The sequence below is a fragment of the Nocardia sp. NPDC050630 genome, assembly GCF_044457245.1.
Lineage (GTDB): Bacteria > Actinomycetota > Actinomycetes > Mycobacteriales > Mycobacteriaceae > Nocardia.
This window is the reverse complement of the sequence record NZ_JBITGN010000009.1, coordinates 108658-127154: the sequence shown is the minus strand read 5'-3', so window position 1 is coordinate 127154 and position 18497 is coordinate 108658. Positions and strand designations below refer to the sequence as shown.

Genomic DNA, 18497 nt, shown 5'->3' with positions numbered 1-18497 from the left:
CGACATGTCCACCGTGCCCTGGCTGGTCGCATCGGGTGTGCTGCTGGTCGGTGGGATCGGGCCTGCGCTGCTGCTGTCCAGTCGGGGCACGGCGGCGCATCGGCTCGTGGGGATGCAATTGGTCGGCTCGCTGTTGATTTTCGTCTTGATATCGCTGAGTCTGGGACTCGGCCGACCGGACTATCTGATCGTGCCGTTGGTGGCGGTCCTGCTGTCCTTCGCGGGCATACTCGTTTTCACGCGCCTGTTGGGGGTGCGCGATGACTAGTTTCTTCCTCGACGCACTGCTGGCAATCGGCACGCTGGTCGCGGTGGCCGCCTCGGTGGCGGCACTGCGACCGCGTTCGGTCTATGCGCGACTGCACTATTCATCGATTATCAGCTCGGTCGCCGGACCGTTCATCGCGCTCGCGGTGCTGGTCGCGGAGGGGCCCGGGCTGACCACGGCGATCGTCGTGGTGACCCTGCTACTGCTGGCACTCACCGCACCTGTACTCGGTGCCGCCATCGGCGGGCTCAATGCCCGCACCGACGGCAGGATCGAGGCACCGCAATGAGCGCCCTGATGGTGATCACGCTCGGACTGGTCGCGGTGGCGGGCACGGTGGTCGTATTCACCGACCAGCCGCAGCGGCAGGCGGTATCGCTGGCGGTATTCGGTGCGCTGTTGACACCGGCATTTCTCGTGCTCGGCGCGCCGGATGTGGCGTTGTCGCAGGTTGCGGTGGGTACGGCGGTGGTGCCGCTGATGGTGTTGCTCGCTGTGCGTGCCGTGGAGCGGAGGCGACGGTCGTGAAGTACGGTGCGCGACTGGTGATCTTCCTCGTCGGCGCAGGCGGGCTTGTCGTATTGCTCGGACTCGCGCTTTTGCGGATGCCCGGGTTCGGCGGCACCGACCATCCGTACCGGGACGCCGCGGTCCGAGCGTCGCTGGAGCAGCACAGTCCGAATGCGGTGTCCTCGGTCAATTTCGATCAGCGTGGCCTGGATACCTTCGGCGAGGAGGCCATTCTGGTGGCCGCGGTGCTCGGGGCCGCGACTCTCTTGCGTCCGGCAGGGCGGCGGCCGCAACGAAAGTCCGACGATGTCGGTCGCATTATGCAAGCGACGCGATTTCTGGGCTATGCCTTGCTGCCGGTGACGCTGATGATCGGTGCGGATGTGGTTGTGCACGGACATCTCACGCCGGGCGGTGGCTTCCAAGGCGGCGTGGTGCTGGCCACCGGCCTGCACCTGCTGTACGTGGCTGGCAATTATCGCGCGCTGCGGCGGGTGCGTCCGCTGGTCTGGTACGAGTTCGGCGAGGCGGTGGGCATGGGCACGGTGGTCGCCCTCGGGCTGGCCGGAATCCTCAGTGGCGCTGGGTATTTGGCGAATATTCTGCCGCTCGGGCAATTCGGCCGCCTGCTGTCGGCCGGTACGCTGCCGCTGTTCAGCGTGGCGGTCGGACTCGCGGTCGGCAGTGGTGTCGTCGTACTGCTCGCGCAGTTCCTCGACGAGTATCTGACTACGGAGAGGCGGGCGTCGCGATGACCGTATTTCCCTACATAATCGCCGGTTGGCTCTTGCTGATCGGCAGCTACGGCGTGGTACGCAGCAGACATCTGGTGCACACCGTGGTGTGCGTATCCATCGGACAATCGGGAACCTATGTCCTGCTATTGGCCATCGGCTACCAAAAGGGCGCATCCGCACCGATTTTCGGGTCCGCGAATCCACCGGGTGCCGCGGTGGTCGACCCGGTGGTGCAGGCGATGGCGCTGACCGACATCGTCGTCTCCGCGACGGTGACCGCTTTGCTGCTGGCGCTGGTCGTGCAGATCGCAAAGCGCCACGGCACCGTCGAACCCGACGAACTGCACGCGCTGCGTGGCTGATGGTTCCCCTCGATCAGGCACTGCCGGCACTCCTGATCGCGCTGCCGGTTGCCGGTTCCTGTGTACTGCTCGCTCTCGGGCGCATCTTGCCGAGGTTGCTGATCGATGTGATCGGCACCGGGACCGCGCTCGCCGAGACGGTCCTGGCCGGATTGCTGCTGTATGAGACCGGTGCGGGCACGGTGGTGTCCTGGTCCGGTGGTTGGGAGCCGCGACCGGGATTGACCGTCGGTATCGTGTTGGTCGCCGATCGGCTAGCTGCCGCAATGGCTTTGCTTATCGCGTTGCTCACCGCGACGGCGTTGCTGTTCGGCTGGCGGTACTTCGACAATTTGCATGCGCACTATCCGGCGCTGGTGCTGCTCTTTGCCACCGGGATGACCGGATTCGCGCTGACCGGTGATCTTTTCGACATGTTCGTCTTCTTCGAACTGATGGGTGTGGCGGCCTACGCGTTGACCGGCCTCAAGATCGAGGAACCCGAATCCGTACAGGCCGGATTGAACTTCGGGGTGGTCAATTCACTCGGCGCGTATCTCTGCCTGTTCGGCATCGGCCTACTGTATGCGCGGACCGGGCAGCTGGGACTGGCACAGTTGGGAATTGCGGTCGAAGGGCGGACAGGTGACGCTCTTGTTTTGGCGGCATTCGTGCTGATTGCCACCGGATGGCTGGTCAAGGCGGCGGCGGTGCCGTTCCATTTCTGGTTGGCGGATGCGCATGCTGTCGCACCGTCGCCGGTCTGTGTGCTGTTCTCGGGTGTGATGGCACCGCTGGGTGTTTATGGGCTGGCACGGGTGTATTGGACGGTGTTCGATACTGTGCTTCCCGCTCCCGGGGTGCGTCGAATGCTGTTGGTGCTCGGCGTTTTTACCGCTGTGCTCGGTGCGGTGATGTGTGTGCTGCAACGGCATATCAAACGGCTGCTCGCGTACTCGACGATCGCGCATATCGGATTGTTCATTCTCGGTCTTGCCGCGCTGTCACCGCTCGGTGTTGCGGCATCGGCGCTCTATCTCGGGGGGCACGCTGCGGTCAAGGGTGCGTTGTTTCTGCTGACCGGCGTGTTGCTGTCGCGGTATCGCAGTGTGGACGAGTTCAGTTTGCACGGGCGGGCGCGAGGTCAGCGAACTATCGGTGTGCTGTTTGTGCTTTCGGCGTTGGTGTTGGCCGGGCTGCCGCCGTTCGGTTCGGGGCTCGGTAAGGCGTTGCTCGAGGAATCCGGTGCGTCGATTTTCCTGGTCGCGCTGGTAATCCTGGTGTCGGCCTTGACCGGAGGGGCGGCGTTGCGTGCGGGGCTACGGGTGTGTTTCGGTGTGGGCGAGGTACCCGAGCACAAGTTGGATCCCGAGGAGACGACCGGGGAATACGAGGTGCCCGATGTCGCGGCGCCGCACAACAGGACGCCGATCACGATGACGGGTGCGGTGTTGGCCTTGTTGCTCGTCGCGCTGTTACTCGGTCTGCCAACCGATTTCACCAGAGCCATCGGGCCCGCGGCCGCGACTTTCGTCGATCCCGAGGCCTACCGGGCGGCGGCGCTGCTCGGCAATGCGACCGGCCACTCCGGTGCAGCTCCACATATCGAATGGACCGGAGCAGGCTTGGCGCTGAGTCTGTTGTCCACCGTCTTGGCGGTGCTCACGGCACTTGCCGCACTGCACCTCGGCACGTTGCGTGCTCGCGGAAAGCCGCCGCTACGCCCGGTTATTGTGACCGTGACCGCATTACATCGGCTGCACAGCGGGCATGTAGGTGATTATGCCGCCTGGCTGGTCTTCGGTGCGGCAGTGGTCGCCGGACTGGTTGCCACCGGATGGGTGTAGTGGTCGCCAGTGGCTCTGGCGTGAAAGATAACGGGGGTCACCCTTCTCGATCGCCGGGCAGTAGACGCGGAAGAACCGTTGAGCCCGCAGTTGCTGCGGCCGCGCAGGTTGTGGCGATGGTCCAGCCGACGGGCCCCAGTGGCGTGCAACCGAAATAGGCAGACAACCCTGGCACCATGACCACCGCGCCGAGAACCAACCCACTGGCGGCGGTCGTGACCCAGACCAGGGGACTGCGGCCGCCGGAAAGGAGTGTCTGGCCGAGCTGGGTACCGATCAGCGCCACCAGTCCGATGGTGGCCGCGCGGCGCTCGGTTCCGGTGTACCGGCCGACCGTCCACGCGGTGCAGGCGCCCGCCGCGGTGGCTATGCCGCGCACCGCGATCGTGTGAGCGAGATCGGGACCCAAACTGGCAGGCGGGATTTCGGCCAATTGCCGCGCCCGCTGCTCGGCACCGTGCTCCGCATCGCGCGGATCGGGGCTGTCGCGATCGGGTGAAAGGGCAAGGGCCAGTGCGGGAAACATATCGGTGAGCATGTTCACCAGCAGGAATTGCCTGGTGCCCAGCGGTGCCCGCCCGCCGACCACGGTGCCGTAGATGGTGAACGCGATCTCCCCGGCGTTGCCGCCGACCAGCACGCCCACCGCGTCGGTAATGCGCTGCCACATACCGCGTCCCTCCACCACCGCGTGCAGCAGTGCCAGTGGATTCGGATCGGTGAGCACCAGATCCGCGGCATTGCGGGCGGCCGCGGATCCTCGTGCGGCCAAACCGATTCCGATGTCCGCGCTGCGAATGGCCGCCGCGTCATTGCTGCCGTCGCCGGTCATGCCGACCACATGTCCATTGCGGCGCAGCGCGGCCACGATGCGCACCTTCTGCTCCGGACCGACCCTGGCGAAGACGGTGCTGCGTTCGATGAGTTCGGCCTGCGCGGTATCGTCGAGCCGATCCAGATCGGCACCGGTTGTGACGGTATCCACGGCAATGCCGAGTTGGTCGGCCACCGCCGCGGCCGTGACCGGATGGTCGCCGGTGATCATGCGCACGCTGATCCCGTTGTCCTGCAAGGCCGTGACCAGCGGCAGCGTCTGTGGGCGCGGGGTGTCGGCGATGCCGAGGAAGCCGAGCAGCGTTAGTTTCTCGACGGCACCTTCGACATCTTCGGGCTCGTCGGACAGGTCGCGGCGGGCGACGACGAGCACGCGCAGACCTTGTTCGGCGAGGTCGTCGATGACTTCCCGCGCCTGCTTGTGCACGTCGTCCGAGAATGGTTCCGCGGTAGGCGCTTTGGTGCAGCGGGGAAGTACCACCTCCGGTGCGCCCTTGACGATCAGGTGCAGCCGGCGCGTCGTCTGGCCGAGCACCGCGGCATAGCCGCGATTGGATTCGAACGGGATCTCCTCGATCGGATCCCACCCGTGCGCATCGTCGCCGAGGCTTTCGGCGGCATCCAGGACCGCGCGGTCGGTGGCGTGCAGTACCGGTCCATCGTCTGGATCCGGGCAGGCGCGGGCGGCGGCGCGCAGCAGTCGGCGCGCATCGTCGGAGGCGTCATCGGGCGACCACTGGTTGTCCAAATCGGCCAGCATTGTGAGCCGCAGCCGTCCTTCGGTCAGGGTGCCGGTTTTGTCGAAGCACAGGGTGTCGACGCGACCGAGCGCCTCGACCGTTCGGCTGGCGCGGACCAGCACGCCGTAGCGCGACAGTCGACGCGCGGCCGCCAACTGCGCCACGGTGGCGACCAGGGGCAATCCCTCCGGCACCGCGGCCACCGCGACCGCTACGCCGTCGGCGATCGCATTGCGCAGCATTCGCCCGCGCAGTCCACCCAGCGCGGTGACCAGCGCCCCACCCGAAAGGGTCAGTGGCAGCGCGCGATTGGTGAGCTGGCGCAGCTGGGCCTGCACGCCGCCCTTATCCGGCGGCACCGCACCCGCGGTCGCGCGTCCGGCCTGAGTGTCGGAGCCCACGGCGACTACGACGGCCAGTCCCCGTCCGTTCACGACGGTGCTTCCCGCGAAGATCATGCAGGCGCGTTCGCCGAGATCCGCGCTGGGTGTGGCGGCGAGATCTTTGCTGACCGTCACCGATTCGCCGGTCAGACCGGATTCGTCCATTTCCAGTTCGTCCACGCGCAGCAGTCGCGCATCCGCGGGCACGACGTCGCCTGCGCGGACGGCCAAGACGTCGCCGATGGCGAGAGCGTCTGCCGGCACGGATTCTTCGGCCTGATCGGACTCTTCGATCGCCGCGCGGTCGATCAGCCGGCCGGTGAGTTGTTCGCCTTCGAGCAGGTCTTGCAATTCGCTCTCGGCGCGCTGGCGCTGGGCGGCCGATATCACCGCGTTCACCGTGAGCACCGAGGCGAGAAGGATGGCATCGGACGGCGCGCCGAGTATGGCGGTGGCGACGGCGCCGACGCTGAGGATCGGTGTAAGCGGATCATCCAGCTCATGGCGCAGGTGGCGGCCGAAGGATGTCAGCGGTGCGAAGGTTTTCGTGATCAAGCTCTGTTCGGCTCGAGCCGGAATCGAGCGTTCGTCGAGTGCCGGAGGTTGCGGTAGGCGTGCCAGCACTTCACTGGGTTCCAGTGCGTGCCAAGGCAATAGGGGTGCGATAGTGGTGGGCGGTGCGGAGGTGGCAGCTCGAATGCCGTTGCGCGCACCGGACATCAGCGCAGTCAGCTGGGCGGCGACCATCGGTGTTGTCCGAGCCCTCCTGGTGGGGGTGACGGCGAGCAGCAGGCCGCCGAGCGCGCACGCCGACAGCGCCAGGGTGCGCCCGCGCTCGCTGACCTGCCGCGCGGGCGCGACCGTCGCCAATACGCGCTGTACCTGGTCGAGATCCCGGCAGATGGCATCGGCGGCCCACGGTGGTTCGCAGCGATCGGCCCTGAACAATCCGAGCGCCACATCGGCTCGGGCCAACGCTTTATGGGCGCAGGTGCTCACCACCGCCACCACCTGCCCGTCCTGATGCAGCCGCTCGACCAGCTTGCTCATCGACGTCGCCGCGGAAACGAATTCATCAGCGAGCGACCGCAATTCGTTCGCATCCTCATGCGCGACGAGCACCACCCGCAACCCGGCCCGCCGCGCCGCGGTCAACACATCGTGCGCACTCGGCTCGAGCTCCCGCCCGAGCAGCACCCGCCCCAGCGTGCGATCACCGTCGCGCAATTCGCGCCAGACCGGACGAATGGTGGCACCGCGATCACCAGCCCCGCTCTGCGGATGCACCAGTCGCAGCGCCGCCTGCTCCGACGCGCCCCCCTCATCGGAATCCGAGGACCACAGCAATCGCTGGGCCGCGCTCCACACCTTCCCCGTCGACCACTCGTCATCGGTCGACTCGACATCGAGTACCAGTCGACGTGACGTGAGTAGCGCTTCGCCGTCGACCACCAGCGTGGTGAGCCGGTCCAGACGTCGCCATGCGCCTCGGTGCAATGTCAGTACTCCCCGGCGCGCGAGGACCATGTTCACGCTGGCGGCGTAGGCCTCGCGGCAGGCTCGGGCCGCCTTCGGTGCGCCGAGCCCGAGGACGTCGGCGGCATCGCCGAGGCGACCGAGGCCGGCCAAGGCGGCGGTGCCGAGGAGCGAGCCTGCCGCGGTTTCATCGGCGACGCGCTCGATCGGGCCGCCCGCCAGGTCGGTGGGGCGCGTGTAGGGCGGCAGGGGTTCGGTTACGTTGGGGTATTCGCGGCACACCATTTCGGACTCCCAGTTGCGCCACTCCAAACGCTGGGCGATCGCCTCGCCGAGTAGGAAGGTGCGCTGGGCAGTGTCGGCCAGCAGAGTCGAAACTCCATCGGCGGCGTCCTCGCCGAATGCGGTGCCGATGGCGGTGACGATGGTGAGGGCCATATCGGCGCGGGAGCGCCCGAACCGCGATTCCAGTATCCCGCGCAATCGCGGTTGGGTGTCGACGAAGGTGGCCGCCGCTCGGACCACGCGCGCCGGGCCACCGAAGGGTAGCCGCGCGCCGACCGTTGACACCGCAATGGCGAATACCTCGCTCGCTACCTGAATTCCCGCCGCCAGCAAGGGTTCCCGATCTTCGGGATATTCGATGCTGCGACTCCAGTCCACTTCGGCGACATTGTTATCGGCCTCGATTCCCTCGATGGCCTCTAGCAGTTCCGGTAGTGCGGTCGCGCCGTCGCGCAGCGTGGCGACCACCCGACCGGTCACCGCATTGACCTGCGACCACCGCACACTGCGCAACTTGCCGAGCCGCTCGTCCAGCGTCCGCGCCAAGGCCGCGCCGCGCTCGGAGCTCAGGCCGCGCACCTCGATCGTCGCCTTGTTATCGTGCAGGGCCACCCGACGGTGCGCCCGCCGCTCATGCGGATCGACCAGATCCAGCAGATCCTCGCCCAGCGGGCTCTCCGGCGTGGAAGCCAATTCGTCGACTCCGGCGGTGGTCGTGTCGATGAGCGATGTCGCGGCATCGGCCACGGACTGCGCCGCATGCAACGGTGCCTCGACGAGTTGTACGCCCAGTCCGACGGCCGTCGAAACCCCGGTGCGCACCGCACCGGTTATCGCCGCCGCCGGTGCCTCGATCCACCACGGTGCCGAACCATCACGCCTACCCATATTCGGCAACTACCCGGCATCACCCGATGCAAACGGGCACCGAAAGTGCTTGTTGGCTGGGAGTTTAGGCACTGCGCCTGGGCGCTCACCGGCACCGGATTGGCCGGCTCGTCAGCGGGTATGCGACATACATGCCGACCTTCGCCAAAGCGAAGGTCCAAACGATTCGCGGGGCTGACCAGCACCGTCAACGAGGACGAGGCCCACAACGGAGTGGACCGGGCACGGCCAGCCGCGCGACGATCGCGAACACCGGAAAGCGTCAGGTGATGAGGCAGGGAGCAGCGTTATTTGCGCGCGGGTCCGAGGGCGGCGGAGCCGCACTCGACCAAGTTGCCGTGCTGACCGGCACGGCGCTCGCCATCGCCGGCGTGTTGGTCGTGGTCGGGTATCTGCACCGCACCCGTCGCATTACCTGGCTGCGAACCGCCGCCGATCGACTCGGACGGCTCAGTAACCGGCCGGGCTGGGTCGCGCTACCGCTCGCATTGTTCATCGCCACCATTCTCACGGCGCTATTCGGCTTCATCTGGGATGTGAGCCTGCACATCGGTAAGGGCCGCGACGAGGGTCCGCTGGCGAATCCGGCGCACTACTTCATCATGATCGGCCTGTTCTTCCTGTTCATGGCCGGAATGCTGGCCATCATCCTGCCGCTGGACGAGAAACCGGGTCCGGCCGCGATTCGGATTACCGGCAACTGGTACGCCCCGGTCGGCGGTGTGCTGATGGCAGGCGCAGGACTGTACGCGCTCATCGGCTTCCCACTGGACGACATCTGGCACCGGCTGTTCGGCCAGGACGTCACCCTGTGGGGTCCCACGCATCTGATGTTGATCGGGGGCGCCGGTTTGTCACTGGTCGCCGTGCTGCTGCTGGAATTCGAAGGCCGCTTGGACCGTCCCGATCAGGAGCGCACCGACGGACCACTGCTGTGGCTGATCCGCACCTTCGCCTTCGGCGGCCTGCTGATCGGCCTGTCGGTGTATCAGGTCGAATTCGATTTCGGCGTCGAACAATTCCGTCTCGTTTTCCAGCCGATGCTGATCGCGGCCGCGAGTACGATCGCGCTGATTTCGGCCCGCTACACGCTCGGCCGCGGCGGTGCATTGGCGGCGGTGGTGTTCGCGATCTTTGTCCGCACCGTTTTGGCGCTCTTGGTCGGTCCGCTGCTCGCTGCGCCGCACAACGTATTTCCGCTGTATCTCGGTATCGCGCTGATCGTGGAACTGATGGCGCTGCTGCCTATGACCAGACCCGTTTGGTGGGGAGCGCTGACCGGACTGGTCGCGGCCACCCTCGGGCTCTGGCTCGAATCGCTCTGGGTGGCAGGGATGTTCGTTGACTCCTGGCCGACTGGAATGTGGCCGGAGCTATTGGCAATGGCGGTGCCGGTGGGTATCGCTGGCGGTGCGGTCGGCGCGCTGCTCGGCATGGTCCTGCGGGGCGAAGAGCTCCCGCGTATCGCGATTCGCCGTGGCATCGTGATAGCCGCGGTGCTGATCGCCGCGGCTGCCACCGCGAATGGCCTGCGCGTGGACGTTCCGGCAAACGCTTCCGCGACGGTTCAATTGCGTGATGCGGCAGCGGCATTCGACGGCCGGATGGTCAACGCTGATATCACGCTGACGCCGAAGGACTTGGTGGGTGCTGATCCCGAGTGGGTGCAGATTCTGGCCTGGCAGGGTGGCATCGGGTCCTCGAGCCCTGGTCGCGGACTGGTGATCGATCAGTTGCGCCGGGTCGGCGAGGGGCACTATCTCAGCACGAAACCGGTGCCGGCGTACGGCAATTGGAAGACGATCCTGCGGGTGCACGACGGCCGAATGCTGACCGCACTACCGATCTACATGCCACACGACACGGGCATAGACGCCGCCGAAGTTCCGGCACTGGACCAGTTCACGCGCCCCTTCGTCCCCGAAATCACTGTGCTCCAACGGGAACGCTCATTCGATCGCCCCTCGTTGCTGATCGACGCGGCATCGCTGGTCGTACTCGTCTGCTCGCTGATTCTCATCGGGTCGCTGTCCTGGGGTGCTGCTCGGATCAACCTCGCCTATCGACGGGACGTACGCGCCGAATCGGGTATCGCCGTCGCGCCGGTACGGCGGTGACCTATCGACGTGAGGTGCGTGCCGAGTCGGGTATCGCGGTCGGGCTGGGACGGCGGTGACCTATCGACGTGAGGTGCGTGCGGAATCGGGTATCGCGGTCGGGCTGGTACGGCGGTGACCTATCGACGTGAGGTGCGTGCTGAGTCGGGTATCGCCGTCGCGCTGGGACGGCGGTAATCATCCGCTGAACGTATCCGAACGAGCCCTGCGAATCGGGGGCTGCTGTCTCCTCTGGGCTGCAGCGGCGGATTTCTGATGCTGAGGTACCAGGATCGACCGGCGTGCTTCGGTCGGGCGGAGTCGCCGCGCGCGGACGCGACGGCCGAATCTCGCCTCCGTAGTGCTCGAATGGGGGCTCTGGCAATCTGCGAATTCAGCATTCAAAAACGAGAATCTAGTTCTACTCTGAAGTAGAGTCAGACTCTCGCCGTCGGGTCGGGCCCTGACGATCCCGCATCTCCCGACGGTGCGGCGGAGCGGATCCGCCGGTTCCACGTCATGGGCAATTGGAGCTTCACTATGCGCACAGTCCCTCCCGATCTGGTCGAACGATACGAACGTGAGGGGTGGTGGACTCGCCATAGCATCGGGGAACTACTGGCCGGCGGACTCACCGCCGCACCGGATACCCGATTCGAGGTGCATTCGGAGATTCGGCCATGGTCGGGAACCTTCGGCGATGTCGAATCGGTCGCCCGGCGGTTGGCGGCCGGGCTGCGCGCCCGTGGGGTCGGCCCCCGCGATGTGGTGGCTTTCCAGCTGCCCAACTGGATGGAGGCCGCCGCCGCGTTCTGGGCGGCGGAGTTTCTCGGCGCCGTGGTGGTTCCCATCGTGCACATCTACGGTCGCAAGGAGGTCGGATACATCCTCGACCAGGTGCGGCCGCGGGTGTTCATCACCGCCCAGCGGTTCGGCAAGCTCGACTACGACCCCGCGGTGGCCGCGGACGTACCCATTGTCGGCGTGGTGGACGGAGATTATCCCGACACCGATTTCGGCACTCTGCTCGCCGACGCGCCGTTTGTGGGGGTCGCGGTGGTGGACCCGGCAGGTCCGGCGTTGATCGCGTTCACCTCCGGCACCACCAGCGCGCCCAAGGGGGTCGTGCACAGCCACCACACCCTCGGCTGCGAAGCACGCCAGCTCGCAGCGCGTCGTCCGGACGACTTCTACCCGCAGGTGACCGCCGCTCCGGTCGGTCACTTCATCGGCATGCTCAATGCGTTTCTCGTTCCGGTTCTGGACGGCAAGCCGGTCGATCTTGTCGACGTGTGGAATCCCGATCTGATCCTCGACCTGATGACGACCCGTGGCATCAGCGTCACCGGCGGCGTCCCCTACTACCTGACCAGCCTGCTCGACCACGAGAAGTTCACCCCCGAGCACCTGCGGCTGCTGAAGTACGCCGGCCTGGGTGGCGCGCCCGTGCCGGCCGCCGTCGCCGAGCGGCTCTGCGCGCTCGATATCAAGGTCGCGCGCTCCTACGGCAGTACCGAGCACCCGTCCATCACCGCGTCCGAGTACTTCGCCCCGGAGAGCAAGCGGCTGTACACCGATGGCGACCCCGAGCCAGGCGTGGAGATACGCCTTGCCGACGACGGTGAAATCCTCAGTCGGGGACCGGATCTGTGCCTGGGCTACACCGACGACGCCCTCACATCGGCGAAGTTCGACGCCGACGGCTGGTACCACACCGGCGATGTCGGCACGCTCGACGCCGACGGCTACCTCACCATTACCGACCGCACCACCGACCTGATCATTCGCGGCGGCGAGAACATCAGCGCCCTCGAGGTCGAGGACATCCTCATCACCATGCCCGGCGTCGCCGAGGCCGTCGCGGTGGCCGCCCCCGACGATCGCCTTGGCGAACATGTCGCCGCCGTGCTCCGACTGCATTCCGGCGCGGTCGCGCCGACTCTCGAGGACCTGCGCGCTCACTTCGCCGAGGCGGGACTGGCCAAACAGAAATGGCCGGAGCAGATCCTCATCGTCGCCGACTTTCCGCGCACCGCCAGCGGCAAGGTGCGCAAGTACCTTGTTCGCCAGCGCGTGCGGGAGCTGTGAATTCGCCGATGCAGCCCGTGTCCACAGTCACTCATCTCCTGGAGTTCTCATGTCCACCCTCGAATCCACTCCCGTGCCGGGTGAGACCGGCAGACCGGAAACCGGCCGGATGGACGGCGCGTCCCGGCTACGCATCGGTATCGTCCTAGCCGTCGTCGTCCTGTACACCGAGGTCGGTCCATTGCAGTACACGATGGTGGTCGCGGCATTGCAGCCGATGACCACGACCTTCGACTCCGTCGGCGGCAATATCACCTGGGCGCTCATTATTCTCGGGCTGGTCGGCGTCGCCGCGAATCCATTGCTGGGCAAGGCCAGTGATATCTGGGGCAAGAAGAAGATCATGCTGCTGTGCGGAACCCTATTCCTCCTCGGCAGTGTGATCTGTGCGCTCACCAGCAACTGGACCGTCTTCCTGATCGGGCGGGGCCTGTCGGCGTTCGCGCTGGCCACGCAGGTTATTGCCTTCGGGCTGGTCCGAGACCTCTTGCCGCGCAAGTATGTTCCGATCGGTCTCGCCCTGATCGGCACCGGCGTCGGGTTCACCGGCGTCGTGGGGCCATTGGTGGGCGGCGTACTCGTCGACAGCTTCGGCTGGCGGGCACTGTTCTGGTTCATGGCGGCGTTCGTTCTCGTGCTGACGCCGCTGCTGCTGACCGTGGTTCCGGAATCCCCGGTCCGAGTGCCGGACCGGGTCGACCCCTACGGCGTTGTGCTGTTGTCCGGCGGCGCGGTGCTCACCCTGCTCTACCTGGACAACGGCCAGGATTGGGGCTGGGGCACGCCGAGCGGCCTGGCCTGGCTGATCGCCGGTCTGGCTTTGCTGATGCTGTTCTTCATTGTCGAATCACGCGTCCGGCGGCCGATTATCGATATGAAGCTGCTTCTCGATCCGAAGCTCGGCCTCGTCTTGCTCGTGGCGATCTTCAGCATCGGCATCACCGCCGTGCAACCCATGGCCCTCGGGTACATGACCCAATCCCCGAATCAGGATGGACTGCGCCAGCACGTGATCGACGGTGTAGTCGACCGGGCTCAGGCGAAGGGCGCGAATCTGCCCGCTGCGGCTGTCGAGGTCACCTTCGATCCGGGCTACAGGTACGGGAACGGCTTCAGCCTGCTGGAGTACGCGCTGCACATCGGCATCTGGGCCAGCCTGATCGGTATGGTCGTCGGTCCGTTCGCGGGGTTGCTGACCCGGCGGGTGGGTGCCCGTATCCCCGCGATCATCGCCCTGGGCCTGCTGGCCGTGTCCGGCCTGGGATTCGTTGTCGCGGAGTACAACTGGGTGACCTACCTGGCGCTGTATTCGGTGGCGGGGGTCGCCTTCGGGTTTCTCTGGGCAGCCTTGCCCAATCTCATCGTGGAGGCGGTCCCGCCGGAGCAGCAGGGCATCAGCGCCGGCATGCTCGGCGTCACCTTGGCGCTGGGCAGCGGAATCGCCATGGCGATCGCCACCGCGCTGCTGAACAACAGTCCGGTCGTCGCGCATATCGATGTCGCGGGTGAGTCGTCGACGCAGGCGATACCGCACGTGTTCGCCGACAGCAGCTATACCCACAGCTTCTGGGTTGTCCTCGTGACCACCGTGATCGCCCTGGTCATCGCGGTACTCATGCGGCACGGCCGCAAGCCTGCCACCGGTGGCGCGGACTCTACGGTGTAGTCGATATGCGACTAGTGGGTGCTGCCGGACGGCGGCACCCACCAGAATGAGGTCGGAAAATGTTGCAGGAGTGGGGTCTCGACGGGTTCATACAGCGAGCAGGTCGAGACTGCGGTGCCGTTCGACTGCCCGGCCCAGCCGTCCGGTGAGATCTTCGATAACCGGCCGGTCGACCGCACGGGTGATCCCCCACATGAACAACCCGTACGGCAGATACGCCCGATACAGCGACCAGGCCCGGTTCCGATCCGGCGGGGTGACGCCGCGGTTGGCCAGCCGGTCGAGATAATGGTCGAGCAGCGCACGCTCATGGTGGGCGAGCTCGTCCGGGTCCAGCACCGTCGCCAGGTGGTAGGCGACGTCGAGGGCCCACACCCCGTGCTGGACCACCTGCCAGTCGATGAGACCCGGTCGGCCGTCGGGCAGCTCGTAAATATTGCCGGTATGCAGGTCGCCGTGCACCAGACATACCGGCTCCGCCGCGCGCAGCCGGTCCATGGCCGCCATCGCCGCAATGAGGCGGTCGGCGCGGCGGACGACCTGCGAAATCCCTTGCGCCCGGCCGTCATCGAGCAGTGCCTGGAGCTGCTCGGCGCTCAGATGCCCCGACAATCGAACGAGGCGAGGAGGAAAGAGTGCCGAGAGCTCAGGGCGTTTCCCGTCCCAGCTGGCCGCGTGCAGCGCGGCGAGCTGATCGAGTGTCGCGGCGGCTCGTTCAGCGCTGTAGGTGGTGGTCGGATCGAGGAACCTGGCCCCCGCGGCGACCAGATCGTGCATGAGAATCAGGGCATGTCCGGTGTCGTCGTCGACCGCGGCATGCACGCACGGCGGCGTGCGAACCGGAAGATCCTGTGCGACAAGGCGATAGAAATCGCCCTCGGCGCGGGTCGTGCGGCTGCGCGCCGGGTTGAAATAGCCCTTGGCGCACAAGGCGGCGGGAGCGTCGGTGTGCTGTGCGTAGTCGACGCGGAACCGCAGTTTGGTAGCGACGGTCTCGAGTCGTTCGACGATATGGGTGCGCGTCGCGACGGCATTCGGATAGCGTCGGCTCAGCGTCGGGGTGAGCCAGTCGGGCGAGAGCACCACCGCTTCGTCGGCCGGTGCCGGATTATTCGTCGTACTCATCGAACGTCCTGCGCGACAGTGATTCCCGCGAGGTCGCACGCCTGGTGCAGATAGCCGAAGTGGCGGGCGCCCGAATCGGTCGGCAGTCGCATGGTGCGCCGACTGCGCAGGCTGAGCAGTCCGGCCTTGACCCGAGCGAATACCTCGTGCCAGTGCAACTGGTCGATCGAATGGCCGGTCTGCTCCTGCCACAGCGCGATGGTCTCCGCGCGGGTGCCGAGTCCGTCGAGCCGCGGTACTCCCTGACCGACCGACAGCGACTCGTCGAACAGCAGCCACCAGGCCAGGTCGGCCACTGGGCCGGCCAGCGACGCCTGCTCCCAGTCCATTACCCCGACGACCTGGAAGTCGTTGTCGAACATCATATTCCCGATGCGCGAGTCTCCCCAGGACACGCCGGGACTGGCCAGCGGCGGCCGGTGCTCGCCCAGCCAATCCAGCAGCGCCTGCACGACATCGGGAATGTCCTCGCCGAACGCCCAGTGCGCATAGCCGCGCCAATACGAGAGGTGCTGTGCGTCACCGGCCGCGCCGTGCTCGGGCCGGTCGAAGAACGATACGGTCGTCATGGGCAGTCGGTGAATCGCGGTCAGCTGGCGCATCGCGTTCTCCCACAACGTTCTTCGCTGCGTAGGAGTCGCCTCGGCGAGCCAGCCGGACGAGTTGTACGGCGGCATGCTGACCGGCACGCGCCCGTGCATGCGCCGCATGACATAGAAGGGTCGTCCGAGAATCGCGGGGTCGTCCTCGAACCACAGGGCCCGCGGCACCCGCACTTCTGGGTGCCCGTCCAGGGCCGTGAGTATGTCGTACTGGATATGGAATTTCGGTTCGAAGAACACCTGATGTTCCGGTGCCGGTGCGATGCGCACGACAAGTTCTTCGACGCCCTGCCCGGTGCGAGCCGTGACCAGGATGGTCTCATTCGAAAAGCCCGCGCCGCGAGGGTAATCCGGGCGATCGATCTCGACCGTGGCGACGCCGAGTCGATCGGCCAGCCAGGGCCGCAGAGCGGCGACCGTAGCGTCGAGATCGCGGCCTTTGGAAAACAGGGGTCCATGCTCCATTGCGGTCCGGTTACCTTTCGATGGGGGGACCGCCGAAGGCGGCCAGGCAGAATGCCCACACCTGTTCTGCGACGTCGTCGACGCTGGTGGGTGCGGGTGCGAACGCGTAGTGGTGGAAGACGGCCGTGACCAGTTGCAGCGCCAGCCAGGCATCGGTGGCTGGATCGGCAGGGCGGAGCAAACCGGCGGCCGCGGCGGCTCGCAGTTCCTGCTCCACGAGAGCGACGAAGGGCCGGTTGGCCTCGGCAATCTCCACCGGGAACAGCTGGTACAGCCGCCAATGCTCGGCGGTGATGAAGCGCGCCCCGGTGATGCCGCCGCCGTCGCCGCGCAGGGAGCGCAGTATCTCGAAGATATAAAAGCGCAGACGTGCCACGGGGTCCGGCAGCTTCCGCGCGGCGGCCTCCACCTCGCTGGCCCGCTCGCTGACGACGTCCTCGAACACGGCAAGGAGCAGCTGATCCTTACCGGCGAAGTGCCGATAGAAGGTTTGCAGAGCGATGCCGGCTTCCTTGGACAGTTCCTGCGTGGTCAGCGTGGCGCCCTCGGTCTGCAACAGTCGGCGTGCGGCCGCGACGATCGACTGTGCCTGCTCCCGGCTGCGGGCTTTGGACCGCTGGACCGAGCGGGAGCGTTCCGCCGCCCGGTCGGCCCAGAGCGGCGCCTCCGGGCTGTCGGGAGAATGGGGGGCATGGGGTTTCTGTGTGGGCACAGCAGTTGTCCTCTCGCGTCGGGGCGAATACGACGACCGTAAACCGCGGTTGGTTCCTGCCCGACATCCGTGGTAGGCCCTGAGGCTGGTAACTGGTTGTGACACCCCACCATCGGCGGTGTCGGCCGGACCGGCACCGTTCGGCCACGGTGCCGGTCCGGCCAGTGCCGATCGCCGACCGGCGCAGATCAGCAAGAATCGGATCAGACTGCCGCCAGGACCGGTGGTGCGGCCGGAGTGAAGCGGTACAGCCGTTCGGCATTGCCGCGCAGAATCTTGTACTGGGTTTCCGGTGGCAGGTGGCCGATGAGGTGCTTCACGCTCTGGATGCAGTTGGGCCAGGTGGAATCGGAGTGCGGGTAATCGGTTTCGCACATGATGTTGTCCGCACCGAGGACGTCGATACTGGCGATGCCGTGGCTGTCCTCGATGAAGCAGCCGAATATGTGGTCGCGGAAGGTGGCGCGGATATCGAGGGTATCGAGATCGATGTTGCCGCTCGCCGCGTGCTCGCCGAAGCGCACGCCCTTCTTTACCCAATGACGTTGCTTGTCGAGCACCTGCTCGGCGCGTTCCAGGAAATACGGCATCCAGCCGATCTCACCTTCCGACAGCGCGATCTTGAGTTTCGGGTAACGCTGGAACATTCCGCTGAACAGCCAGGACAGCATGGCTCCCGAGGTGCGGGTCGCGCCCCAGGCGAGATTCGCGAGAAACGGTGCGTCGGGGGCGATCTGGGGCACGGTCGACGACGATCCGACATGCATTGACACCACCATCTCCACATCGTTGGCCGCGGCCATCACCGGATCCCAGTATCCGCCGGCGTCGTGGATCGTCGGAAGGCCAAGTGGCGCGGGGTTTTCCGAGAAGGCGAAAGTGGTCGCACCCTTGGCGGCGCAGCGTTCTAGTTCGCGTGCGGCCAGTTTCGGATCCCAGAGCGGAATGAGCACCAGCGGGATGTAGCGGCCCGGTGCGGCGGCGCACCATTCCTCGATCATCCAGTCGTTGTACGCCTGAAGGCAGACGAAGCCGAACTCGCGATCGCTGGCCTCGGAGAAGAGCTGGCCGCAGAACCGGGTCACCGTCGGAAAGCACAGGGAGGCAAGGATCCCGGCCCGGTCCATATCCTCGATGCGGGCCTTGGCGTCGTAACAGCCGGGTCGCATCTCGCTGTACGGCAACGGTTTCGGGCTGAACTCCTCTTTCGACTTCCCGGCGACGGCACTCAGGCCGGAGCTGGGGAAGCGTTTGCCGTCGTATACCCAGCAGTCCATACCGTCGGCGTCGACCTCGATATGGGGTGCGCGCTCGCGATCCGCGCGCGGCACCCGGTCCAGCCACAGATTGGGGGGTTCGAGAATGTGGTCGTCGACCGAGATCAACCAATCGAGATTCAGGTCGGAGGGCACGATTACTCCTTCGGGTCGGGCT

14 protein-coding genes are annotated in these 18497 nt (G+C 66.2%); 9 read left to right on the top strand and 5 right to left on the bottom strand.

From position 1 onward, the window contains the following. Positions 1-4: 4 nt before the first annotated feature. The 6 genes from ACIBG0_RS23320 to ACIBG0_RS23295 are packed head-to-tail and all read left to right on the top strand — an operon-like array spanning position 5 to position 3703. Entirely contained in the window at positions 5-268 is a 264-nt protein-coding gene (locus ACIBG0_RS23320) for a monovalent cation/H+ antiporter complex subunit F (protein ID WP_397035069.1), read from the top strand. Further along, complete coding sequence (locus tag ACIBG0_RS23315) at positions 261-557, top strand: monovalent cation/H(+) antiporter subunit G (protein ID WP_397035068.1); 297 nt, start codon at positions 261-263, stop codon at positions 555-557. Before ACIBG0_RS23320 ends, ACIBG0_RS23315 begins: the two co-directional genes overlap by 8 nt. Further along, positions 554-796, top strand: a complete 243-nt coding sequence (locus ACIBG0_RS23310; protein ID WP_397035067.1) for a hydrogenase subunit MbhD domain-containing protein — start codon at positions 554-556, stop codon at positions 794-796. The genes ACIBG0_RS23315 and ACIBG0_RS23310 overlap by 4 nt, the downstream gene beginning before the upstream one ends. After that, a complete protein-coding gene (locus ACIBG0_RS23305) occupies positions 793-1533 on the top strand; it encodes an MnhB domain-containing protein (RefSeq protein WP_397035066.1) in 741 nt (246 codons plus the stop codon). The genes ACIBG0_RS23310 and ACIBG0_RS23305 overlap by 4 nt, the downstream gene beginning before the upstream one ends. After that, the gene (locus ACIBG0_RS23300; RefSeq protein WP_397035065.1) at positions 1530-1877 is read left to right on the top strand and encodes a sodium:proton antiporter; all 348 of its coding nucleotides are present in this window, start codon (positions 1530-1532) and stop codon (positions 1875-1877) included. Before ACIBG0_RS23305 ends, ACIBG0_RS23300 begins: the two co-directional genes overlap by 4 nt. After that, positions 1877-3703, top strand: coding sequence for a complex I subunit 5 family protein (locus ACIBG0_RS23295; protein WP_397035064.1), 1827 nt, complete (start codon positions 1877-1879; stop codon positions 3701-3703). Before ACIBG0_RS23300 ends, ACIBG0_RS23295 begins: the two co-directional genes overlap by 1 nt. A gap of 37 nt (positions 3704-3740) precedes the next feature. Here the strand turns inward: ACIBG0_RS23295 and ACIBG0_RS23290 are convergent, their stop codons facing one another. Then, positions 3741-8309 carry an HAD-IC family P-type ATPase gene (locus ACIBG0_RS23290; protein ID WP_397035063.1) on the bottom strand — a complete coding sequence of 1523 codons (4569 nt, stop codon included), beginning with the start codon at positions 8307-8309 and terminating at the stop codon, positions 3741-3743. A 269-nt stretch (positions 8310-8578) separates the two neighbouring features. On the opposite strand from ACIBG0_RS23290, the gene ACIBG0_RS23285 reads away from it, so the two are divergent. From ACIBG0_RS23285 to ACIBG0_RS23275, 3 genes are all read left to right on the top strand, one after another. After that, positions 8579-10426, top strand: coding sequence for a hypothetical protein (locus tag ACIBG0_RS23285; protein WP_397035062.1), 1848 nt, complete (start codon positions 8579-8581; stop codon positions 10424-10426). A 519-nt stretch (positions 10427-10945) separates the two neighbouring features. Continuing rightward, complete coding sequence (locus ACIBG0_RS23280; RefSeq protein WP_397035061.1) at positions 10946-12493, top strand: AMP-binding protein; 1548 nt, start codon at positions 10946-10948, stop codon at positions 12491-12493. 49 nt (positions 12494-12542) lie between these two features. Next, on the top strand, positions 12543-14159 hold the full coding sequence (locus ACIBG0_RS23275; protein ID WP_397035060.1) for an MFS transporter: 1617 nt from the start codon (positions 12543-12545) through the stop codon (positions 14157-14159). 87 nt (positions 14160-14246) lie between these two features. Here the strand turns inward: ACIBG0_RS23275 and ACIBG0_RS23270 are convergent, their stop codons facing one another. The 4 genes from ACIBG0_RS23270 to ACIBG0_RS23255 form a co-directional block, all read right to left on the bottom strand. Then, positions 14247-15284, bottom strand: coding sequence for a phosphotransferase (locus tag ACIBG0_RS23270; protein ID WP_397035059.1), 1038 nt, complete (start codon positions 15282-15284; stop codon positions 14247-14249). Further along, positions 15281-16351, bottom strand: coding sequence for a phosphotransferase family protein (locus ACIBG0_RS23265; protein ID WP_397035058.1), 1071 nt, complete (start codon positions 16349-16351; stop codon positions 15281-15283). Before ACIBG0_RS23265 ends, ACIBG0_RS23270 begins: the two co-directional genes overlap by 4 nt. A 10-nt stretch (positions 16352-16361) precedes the next feature. Then, positions 16362-17063 (bottom strand): TetR/AcrR family transcriptional regulator, encoded by a 702-nt coding sequence (locus ACIBG0_RS23260; RefSeq protein WP_397035057.1) that lies wholly within the window; start codon positions 17061-17063, stop codon positions 16362-16364. Between the two features lie 203 nt (positions 17064-17266). Then, positions 17267-18475, bottom strand: a complete 1209-nt coding sequence (locus ACIBG0_RS23255) for an amidohydrolase family protein (protein ID WP_397035056.1) — start codon at positions 18473-18475, stop codon at positions 17267-17269. Between the last annotated feature and the right edge of the window lie 22 nt (positions 18476-18497).

What these genes read in the sequence shown, in the direction of transcription:
- ACIBG0_RS23320 (WP_397035069.1), top strand. Translation starts at nt 5, where the DNA reads ATGTCCACCGTGCCCTGGCTGGTCGCATCGGGTGTGCTGCTGGTCGGT.
- ACIBG0_RS23285 (WP_397035062.1), top strand. Translation starts at nt 8,579, where the DNA reads ATGAGGCAGGGAGCAGCGTTATTTGCGCGCGGGTCCGAGGGCGGCGGA.
- ACIBG0_RS23265 (WP_397035058.1), bottom strand. Translation starts at nt 16,351, where the DNA reads ATGGAGCATGGACCCCTGTTTTCCAAAGGCCGCGATCTCGACGCTACG.
- ACIBG0_RS23315 (WP_397035068.1), top strand. Translation starts at nt 261, where the DNA reads ATGACTAGTTTCTTCCTCGACGCACTGCTGGCAATCGGCACGCTGGTC.
- ACIBG0_RS23310 (WP_397035067.1), top strand. Translation starts at nt 554, where the DNA reads ATGAGCGCCCTGATGGTGATCACGCTCGGACTGGTCGCGGTGGCGGGC.
- ACIBG0_RS23275 (WP_397035060.1), top strand. Translation starts at nt 12,543, where the DNA reads ATGTCCACCCTCGAATCCACTCCCGTGCCGGGTGAGACCGGCAGACCG.
- ACIBG0_RS23280 (WP_397035061.1), top strand. Translation starts at nt 10,946, where the DNA reads ATGCGCACAGTCCCTCCCGATCTGGTCGAACGATACGAACGTGAGGGG.
- ACIBG0_RS23270 (WP_397035059.1), bottom strand. Translation starts at nt 15,284, where the DNA reads ATGAGTACGACGAATAATCCGGCACCGGCCGACGAAGCGGTGGTGCTC.
- ACIBG0_RS23295 (WP_397035064.1), top strand. Translation starts at nt 1,877, where the DNA reads ATGGTTCCCCTCGATCAGGCACTGCCGGCACTCCTGATCGCGCTGCCG.
- ACIBG0_RS23300 (WP_397035065.1), top strand. Translation starts at nt 1,530, where the DNA reads ATGACCGTATTTCCCTACATAATCGCCGGTTGGCTCTTGCTGATCGGC.
- ACIBG0_RS23290 (WP_397035063.1), bottom strand. Translation starts at nt 8,309, where the DNA reads ATGGGTAGGCGTGATGGTTCGGCACCGTGGTGGATCGAGGCACCGGCG.